This window comes from Acidimicrobiales bacterium, from assembly GCA_022452035.1.
Taxonomy (GTDB): Bacteria; Actinomycetota; Acidimicrobiia; order Acidimicrobiales; family MedAcidi-G1; genus UBA9410.
Genome location: JAKURV010000045.1, coordinates 1 through 8506, shown reverse-complemented (window position 1 = coordinate 8506; position 8506 = coordinate 1). Strand labels below are relative to the sequence as shown.

The following is an 8506-nucleotide window of genomic DNA, read 5'->3' as shown; positions in this document are numbered from 1 at the left end:
CAGCGGGCGTGGACGTTCGCCACCCTATGGAACTCTTGTCCGAGGCCCTCAGGGAAGATCCTGCCGAGGTCGGGATCGGAGAGTCGGTGGGCGATGGCGGGTGAGTTCGACGAGATCCGGTCCCGGTTGGAGGCCATCGCCGAAGAACTGGCTGATTTGGCCATCCAGCGACTACGGGAGTCGATCGATGTTGGTGGAGACGAGTTGCCGGTAGACGAGCGGCGCTTGACCCGGGCCCGCAGGGCGGTTGAGAAAGCCGCATATCTCCTAGCGGAGCCGGACGACAACCAGTAGCCCGCAGGGGGTCGAAGTCCTCAGGCGCCGACCACGGGGAGGAGGGCGCGTCCGTCGTGCCGGCGGGTGACCTCGAGGCGGTGACCCCGCTCGACCGGGCCGTAGAGAGTGGTCCTCTGGACGAGGGTTCGTCCAAGGGGTGCCACGAGTTCTTCCAGATCGTCGCGGGTTACCAGCTGACCGTGTTCTGCCCCTGCGGCCCGGGAGATGTTCTCGTCCATCAGGGTTCCACCCAAGTCATTGACCCCCGAACGCAGTAGCTGGCGCACCCCGTCGAAGCCAATCTTGACCCAGGAAGCCTGCACATTGTCGATGAGCCCGTGATAGGCGATTCGGGCCACGGCATGCATGAGGAGGGTCTCCCGGAATGTCGGACCTCGGCGGGAGCGGCGCTGCAGGTAGATCGGTGAGGCCATGTGGACAAACGGCAGGCCGACGAACTCGGTAAAACCGCCGGTTTCCTCCTGGAGGTCGCGGCACCGGAGCAGGTGGCGGACCCAGTGCTCGGGATGTTCCACGGATCCGAACATGATGGTGACGTTGGAGCGGATACCGAGTGCGTGGGCGGTGCGGTGGGCCTCTAGCCACTCGTCGGTGGTGATCTTGTCTGGACATAGAACCTGGCGGATCTCGTCGTCGAGGATTTCGGCCGCCGTCCCGGGAAGTGAACGGAGACCAGCGTCCTTCGCCCGCCGCAGGTAGTCGGCTAGAGGCTCGCCGAGGCGGCGGGCACCCTCGGTTACCTCCAGGGCGGTGAAGCCGTGGACGTGGATGTCGGGTACGGCGTCACGTACGGCCCGGGTGACGTCGATGTAGTAATTGCCGTCAAAGTCGGGGTGGATTCCGCCCTGCAGGCACACCTCGGTGGCACCCATACGAGCAGCGTCAGCGGCCCGTCCGGCAATCTCGTCCAGGGTCAGGAGGTAGGGGGTGCCCCGGAGGTTGAGAGACAGGGGCCCCTTGGAGAAGCCGCAGAACCGACACTTGTATGTGCATACATTTGTGTAGTTGATATTCCGGTTGGCCACCCAGGTGACCTGGTCTCCGACGGTCCGACGGCGAAGCTCGTCGGCTACTTCGGCAACGGCGGCTACCTCGGGCCCGCGGGCCCGGAAGAGGGCTAGCAACTCGTGGTGTCCGGCCTGTTCCCCGGCCAGGACTCCGTCGAGGACTTCGCGGATCCGACCCCGGGCCGCGCTTCTCGCTGGGACAAGGATGGTGGGGGAGACCGGCACCCCGGAATACCACGCCGTGGATCGGTGCCCGACCTGACGGACCTCTGCACCGTCGGCGGCAATGATCTCCTCGATGGCCTCCGGGAAGAGCGACCCGGGATCGTCGCGGCCCAGCCCTTCGGCGTCGCTACGGTCAGCGACTGGGAAATGGATGTCTGGGTGAAGCCAGCGGTCGGGGTCCTGGACGTACTCCGGGTAGACGGTGAGGCGGGGGGCCAGAGCGAAGCCCCGTTGCTCGGTGGCCGCACGGAGCCGATCCAGGTGTGGCCAGGGTCGCTCAGGATTCACGTGGTCGGCGGTGACGGGCGAGACGCCCCCCCAGTCGTCGATCCCCGCATCGAGCAGCATGCCGAAGTCGTCCGACAGGTTAGGCGGAGCCTGAAGGTGGATCTCTGGAGGGAGGATCAAACGGGCTAGCGCCACGGCATCCAGGTACTGGTCGGTCGGACAGGCCGGAGAGGCGTGCATGGCGGTACCGGGCTTCGGGAGGAAGTTTTGGACTATGACCTCCTGGATGTGCCCGTGTCGTCTATGCGACGCAGCGATGGCCTCTAGGGCGGCGATCCGATCGTCCCGGTCCTCGCCAATTCCGATCAGAATCCCGGTGGTGAATGGGATGGAGAGTTGTCCCGCCGCCTCCAGGGTGGCCAGCCGGCGGGCCGGCAGTTTGTCCGGTGCACCACGGTGGCAGTCCAGGTCCTCGACGAGGTTCTCTACCATCATCCCTTGGGATGGTGAGACCCGCCGGAGGGCAGCTAGTTCTTCGAAATGGAGCGCGCCGGCGTTGGCGTGTGGGAGCAGTCCAGTCTCAGCCAGGACTAGGTCGGCCATAGCCTCCAGGTACTCCAGCGTGGATCCGTGTCCGTGGCGGGACAGCCAGTCGGCGGCGACCGGGTACCGGAGCTCGGGGCGCTCGCCGAGTGTAAACAACGCTTCGTGACATCCGGCTGAGGCGCCCCGGTGGGCGATGGCCAGGACCTCGTCAGGGCTGAGGTAGGGCGTCTGGAGGCGGGCCGGAGGCTGGGCGAAGGTGCAGTATCCGCACCGGTCTCGGCACAGCATGGTCAGAGGAATGAAGACCTTCGGGCTGTAGGTGATCCGAGTGCCGTGGTGGGTGTCCCGGATGGCCCTGGCGGCTTCTAACAACGCGTCGCTCTTGAGATCGGCCGGGGTCACAGGAGAGCTCCGACGGTGCTGCCGGGGCCGGGTCGACTCCGGATGTGGGTGGGGCCGACCGCCTCGTGGCAGTGGGGACAGGACACGGCCTGGTCCAACGGGGTGCCGCATGCGTCGTGGACCAGCACCGTGGGCGGGCCGTCGGCCGCGTACCAGCGGTCTCCCCAACCCATGAGAGCCACCAGGGCGGGGGAGAGGTCGACCCCCTTGGCCGTTAACCGGTATTCGTTGCGGACGGGCCGGTCCTGGTACGGCACCCGGTGAACGATGCCCATGTCGATGAGCTTCTGCAGCCGATCGGTGAGCAGGTTCCGGGCAATGCCCAGATCGCGGTGGAGGCGCTCGAACCGTCGGACCCCACGGAAGAGGTCTCGCAGGATCAGGAGCGTCCAGCGGTCCCCGACAGCGGCCAGCGTGGCGGCGATGGAACATCCCTCAGTCGGTGGGGTGTCAGACATCGCCGGACTGTAGCAGTCCGTTGCGTTTCGAAACCTACTCCTGGGGTACGAACCGGACTAGAAGGAACGAACCTTGGCGGTCAGGTCGGCGAGCAGATCATCGAACGAGGCGACGAAGGCTGCCACCCCTTCCTCCTCCAGAACCCGGGAGACGTCGACCAGGTCAACGCCGGCACCGTCCACCGCCCGGAGGAGATCGTGTGCGGCTGCCGGATCGGCGTCCACGGTCCGGGCCACCGTCCCATGGTCGGCGAATGCCTCAAGGGTGGCGTCGGGCAGGGTGTTGACTGTGTCGGGTCCGATGAGGTTGTCCACGTAGAGAGTGTCGGGGTAGGCCGGGTTCTTGGTCGAGGTGGATGCCCAGAGAGGTCGCTGGACCTGGGCTCCGCGATCGACGAGGGCAGCCCATCGGGGGCCGCTGAACTCCCCTTGGAACATGTCGTAGGCCACCTGTCCCTGCGCGACGGCCGTCCGGCCCCGCAGGGCCAGGGCCTCGGGGGTTCCAAGGGCGTTGAGTCGGCGATCCACCTCGCTGTCGGTTCGACTGATGAAGAACGAGGCCACCGACGACACTCCCGAGAGGTCACCCGGACAGGCCTCCAGGCCGGAGAAGTAGGCCTCCATGACCTCTCGGTAGCGGTCTAAGGAGAAGATGAGGGTGACGTTGACACTCCGACCTTCGGAGATCATCTGGCGGATGGCCGGGATTCCCTCGGCGGTGGCCGGGATCTTCACGTACAGGTTTGGCCGGTTTATCCGGGTGTGAAGTTCGCGAGCCGCCTGGATCGTGCCTGTGGTGTCGGGCGCAAGACGTGGATCGACCTCGACCGAGACGTACCCGTCGAGGCCTTCAGACGCCTCGTGGACAGGACGGAGCACCTCGAGGGCATCAAGGATGTCGCGCACCACGAGTTCCCAGTAGATCTCCTCCACGGAGGCTCCCGATCCGGCCAGGGCCCGGAGTTGGTCGTCGTAGGCGTCGGTCCCGGTCATCGCCTTCTGGAAGATGGACGGGTTGGAGGTGATGCCTCGAGCGCCCCGCTCGACCCATCGTTCAAGCTCACCGGAGGCAATCCAGCTGCGCTTCAAGTTGTCCAACCACGGACTCTGTCCCTCGCGGGCGAACAGCTCGTGCAGACGGTTCATGAGGAGCCTCCGCGTTTCAGGCGGTCAGAAGGGATTCTGCGGCATCGACTACGGCGGTGGCGGTAATACCCAACTCGGCCATGACACGCGCGCCCGGTGCTGAGGCGCCAAACCGGTCGATTCCCACGGAGCGGTCGGCCCAGCGTTCCCAGCCGAACGTCACTCCGGCTTCGACGGAGACTGTGGGAACCCCGGGTGGCAGAACCGCGTTCCGGTAGGCGTCGTCCTGAGCGGCGAAGAGCTCGGTGCAGGGCATGGAGACCACACGCACAGAGCGACCGGCGGCCGTCAGAGTGGCCGCGGCGTCTAGCGCTACAGCCACCTCGCTGCCCGTCCCGATCAGGATCACGTCGGGATCGGAGTCCGGTTCGGCTAGCGCGTAGCCACCGCGGGCCACCGCCCGGTGGTCGTCGGTGCCCGAAAGCACCGGTACGTCCTGCCGGGTCAGCAAAAGGGCGGTAGGGCCGTCGGCCTCGACGATGTGGCGCCAGACCCCGACGGTCTCGTTGGCGTCAGCCGGGCGGAATACGGGAAGGTCGGGGATAGCCCGCAGGGCAGCAGCGTGCTCTACCGGTTGATGGGTGGGGCCGTCCTCGCCGACGCCCACCGAGTCATGGCTCCAGACAAAGACCGTCCGGGCTCCGCTGAGGGCAGCCAGGCGGACGGCTCCTCGCATGTAGTCGCTGAACACCAGGAAGGTCCCATTGACGGGGAGCATCCCACCGTGGAGGGCCAGGCCGTTGCAGATGGCCCCCATGGCGTGCTCCCGGACGCCGAAGAACAGCTGGCGTCCCTCGGGACAGTCGGGGCCCTGGACACCATGGCCAAGGATGGTGGTGCCCGTGTTGCCGGTGAGGTCGGCTCCGCCGCCCATCAGCCCTGGGACGACGTCGAGCAGAGCCTGGATGCAGGCGTTTCCGGCCTTTCGGGTGGCTACGGCCGCTCCGGCTTCCCATGACGGGAGGACGTCGGCCCAGCCGGCGACGCCCCGACCGCCCTGAGCGGCGTCCCACGCTGCACGGTCACCGGTGAACTGCTCTAGGCGTTGCTCCCAGTCCGCCCGCGTATCAGCACCGCGTCGGCCAGCCTGGCGGTATAGGGCCAAGACGTCGTCGGGGACCCAGAACGCCTCGGCCCCGGGCAGGCCCATCCGGGCCTTCGTCGCAGTGATCCCGTCGTCGGTCAGGGAGTAGCCGTGGACCGCCGACGAGTCGACATCGGGCGAGGGATGGCCGATATGGCTCCGGAGGATCACCAGGGAAGGGCGTTCCTCGACGGCCATGGCCTCGCGCAAGGCGTTCTCGATGGCGTCAAGATCCTCAGCCGCCTCACCGAGGTCCAGCACGTGCCAGCCATAGGCGCGAAATCGGTCCGCCGCGTCGTCCGATAGAGCCAACTCGGTGGGGCCGTCGATCGTCACGTGGTTGTCGTCGTAGATGGCGACCAGCCGGCCCAGGCCCTGGTGACCGGCCAGGGAGGAGGCCTCATGGCTGATGCCCTCGGCCAGGTCGCCGTCACCACACACTACGAAGGTTCGATGGTCGCAGAGGTCGGGACTGAATCTGGCTCGCAGGTTGCGCTCGGCGATAGCCATGCCCACCGCGTTTGCGAGTCCCTGGCCGAGGGGCCCGGTGGTGACCTCGACACCGGCGGTGCAGCCGACCTCGGGATGGCCGGGGGTGGCAGAGCCCCACTGGCGGAAGTCGCGGAGGTCGTTCAGAGACAAGCCGTGGCCGGTTAGGTGGAGCATCGAGTACAGGAGGATTGAGGCGTGGCCGGCCGAGAGAATGAACCGATCTCGGTCCGGCCAGGCGGGATCTTGGGCGTCGTAGTTCAGGATCCGCGTCCAAAGAACGTGGGCCAGAGGGGCCAGGGCCATGGCGGTGCCCTGATGGCCCGACCGAGCGGCGTGGGGTGCGTCCATGGCCAAGCCCCGGACCACGTCGATGGCGAGAGACTCGAGCGCGCCGTCGGCGTCCGTTCCGGCGAGCCTGGCGTCCGTCATGATCCCACCTCAGCCAATGCCGCGTCGGCCCCTGCTCGCCTGTACCGACGGCACACTATCCGCGACCCTCCAGCGCCTCGGCGACCATTCCGGCGCCGGTCAGGCGGTCGGAGCGGAGGTGATCGCATCGAACAGGAGAGCCGAGGCGGTAAAGCCGTGGAGGTGGTGGCCTGGCCCCACCGGGCCGATCTCGCCCGCACAGAACATGCCCGCCACGGCGGTGGTTCCAAGGCCGTCCGTAAAGTGCCGAGCGTCGTGGCCGGGGCTGCCGAACAGGTGGCTGCCCCGCCCGTTGCAGGTGAAGACCAACGCTCCGCTGGCCTGGAGACCGCGGAGCCGTCCCCGAAGGTCGGCTGTGGCGGCATCGGCGTCGCGGACCTGGAACTGGACGGTTGTCCCGATCGCGGCCCGGTCCCCGATGGCCACCGCACCCGAGGATCGGTCGGCCCCTAGGACCGCCCGTACGAGAAAGTCGCCGCTTTCGTAGGCCTCCCTGTGCTCGTCGATGACTAGGCCCACGTGGAGCCCCCGACGGAGTCGATCCCGGGTCTGATCATCGGCGGCGTCGAGGACCTCCCGGAGGCGCTCCAGAGCGGGTCGACCGCCCAGGGAGAGTAGGAGGTTCCCGTCGCTTCCGGTCACCACGTAGGGGTCGCCAACCGGACGGCAACCCGGGGCCACCACGGCCCGGGTGCCGAGCCCCGGTGGAAGGACTACGGCGACTCCGCCATCGGTGAACGCTTCGTCGTCCAGCAGTAGACGGTTTTCGCCGGGCCGGTTCCCAGCTGAGGCCAGGCCTCCGACCATGGTCACATCCGGACCCACCGCGGCGGCCATTTCGGCCGCGTCCAGTGTGAACGGGTCGGCCACCAGCACGATGGTGCTTCCGTCCGGCACGGACACCTCTGGGTGAGGTCCCTCGTATCGGACAGTGGTCACTGGCCCGGTACGTCCCGCCCACAGGGCGAGGCCGGGAGACTCCTCGACCTCCTGGCGGTGGGCGAGTACGGCCACCGCTGTACCACCGACCAGGTGCTCCGGTGCCAGGGTCTGTCGAACTACTCGGGCCAGCCGGGGGGCGGTCGCAGCGTGGTTCCCCGTGGTGAACAGGACAGCCAGGTCGGGGGAGGGGCCCAGCCGATCTAGGACTTGGCCGACTACCTCGCCGATGGCCACGCCGGGATCGGGGTGCTCTGAGAGGGCGGCCGCGTAGCGCACCCGATCAGGGGGCATCGGGTGCCGGGGGGAGAAGGGTGTAGGGCACGACGGTGGTTGGGCCTTGGTCGATTCGACAGGCCGCCTCGACCATACCGAAGTCCTCGAACTCCAACTCGGCCCGGACCAGGCGGTAGCCGAATCGCCCGGGTTCCACGGTCAGCGGCTGGACGTTACGGGCCAACTGCTCACCCTCCCTCGTAAAGACCACCTCCAGAACGGCTTGCCCGGAATGTTCGTTAGGGCAGCGGACCACCACGATTAGGTGGGGGGAACACGTCACGGGCAGCGGACCGGGAGCCGGAGCACTGAACTGGATGCCGGTCAGGTCGATGTGGGTGGCTCCGCCGGGCAACTGGCGGAGGTCCAGTCCCTCAAAAAAGAGGGCGGCGAGGATCTGCATGTAGCGAACCTAGACGAGAGCGCGCGACCCGTAGCATGGCGCCCCGTGAACAGGCGCCTGGTCCTCCCGCTACTCCTATTCACGGTGGCGGTCATGACCGGGGTTCAGGCACAGCGGACCGACCGCCAGGCCGCCGGTGACGGGCCCGGCTTGGCCCCTGTTCCGGCAAGGGTGGCCACTCCACTGTTCTCTGTACGTCGGGTTCCGCAGTTCCTGCAGGCACCGACCGCCGAACGGAACCTCCAGACCGCTCTGGCCGGCTCGGCGGCGCTACTTCCTCCATCTACGTGTGTGGAGGTGTCCGAACACGGACGGTCTCTGTTCTCTGTGGACCCAGGCCTTCCCATGACCCCAGCTAGTGCACAGAAACTCCTCACCGGCATGGCGGCGCGCCGCCACCTTGGCCCGGATGCCGTACTGACGACAACAGTGCTTGCCGAGTTGGCCCCGCTGGACGGCGTGGTGGACGGCGACGTGTGGCTAGTCGGTGGCGGTGACCCTCTCCTGATGACAGCCGACTATGCCTATCTATATGAGGAGCCTCGTGTCTACACAGACCTGGACGACCTGGCAC

The 8506-nt window shown here is 67.3% G+C and carries 8 protein-coding genes; 2 read left to right on the top strand and 6 right to left on the bottom strand.

All coding sequences use genetic code 11. The features are described from left to right. Window positions 1-93 precede the first annotated feature (93 nt). Window positions 94-294, top strand: a complete 201-nt coding sequence (locus MK181_10555; GenBank protein ID MCH2420239.1) for a hypothetical protein — start codon at window positions 94-96, stop codon at window positions 292-294. Window positions 295-314: 20 nt separating this feature from the next. On the opposite strand, the gene MK181_10550 is transcribed toward MK181_10555, so the two are convergent. The 6 genes from MK181_10550 to MK181_10525 form a co-directional block, all read right to left on the bottom strand. Next, complete coding sequence (locus MK181_10550) at window positions 315-2705, bottom strand: bifunctional FO biosynthesis protein CofGH (protein MCH2420238.1); 2391 nt, start codon at window positions 2703-2705, stop codon at window positions 315-317. Further along, window positions 2702-3163: a helix-turn-helix transcriptional regulator gene (locus tag MK181_10545; GenBank protein MCH2420237.1), complete on the bottom strand. Its 462-nt coding sequence runs from the start codon at window positions 3161-3163 to the stop codon at window positions 2702-2704. Before MK181_10545 ends, MK181_10550 begins: the two co-directional genes overlap by 4 nt. 57 nt (window positions 3164-3220) lie before the next feature. Beyond that, window positions 3221-4309, bottom strand: coding sequence for a transaldolase (tal, locus tag MK181_10540; GenBank protein ID MCH2420236.1), 1089 nt, complete (start codon window positions 4307-4309; stop codon window positions 3221-3223). 16 nt (window positions 4310-4325) lie between these two features. Beyond that, entirely contained in the window at window positions 4326-6314 is a 1989-nt protein-coding gene (tkt, locus tag MK181_10535; protein MCH2420235.1) for a transketolase, read from the bottom strand. Between the two features lie 99 nt (window positions 6315-6413). Continuing rightward, entirely contained in the window at window positions 6414-7547 is a 1134-nt protein-coding gene (locus tag MK181_10530; GenBank protein MCH2420234.1) for an FIST C-terminal domain-containing protein, read from the bottom strand. Then, window positions 7537-7932 carry a hypothetical protein gene (locus MK181_10525; protein MCH2420233.1) on the bottom strand — a complete coding sequence of 132 codons (396 nt, stop codon included), beginning with the start codon at window positions 7930-7932 and terminating at the stop codon, window positions 7537-7539. Before MK181_10525 ends, MK181_10530 begins: the two co-directional genes overlap by 11 nt. A 45-nt stretch (window positions 7933-7977) precedes the next feature. Between MK181_10525 and MK181_10520 the strand changes: the two genes are divergently transcribed. Continuing rightward, window positions 7978-8506 (top strand): D-alanyl-D-alanine carboxypeptidase (locus MK181_10520; protein MCH2420232.1); only part of this gene is annotated, 529 nt, incomplete at its 3' end.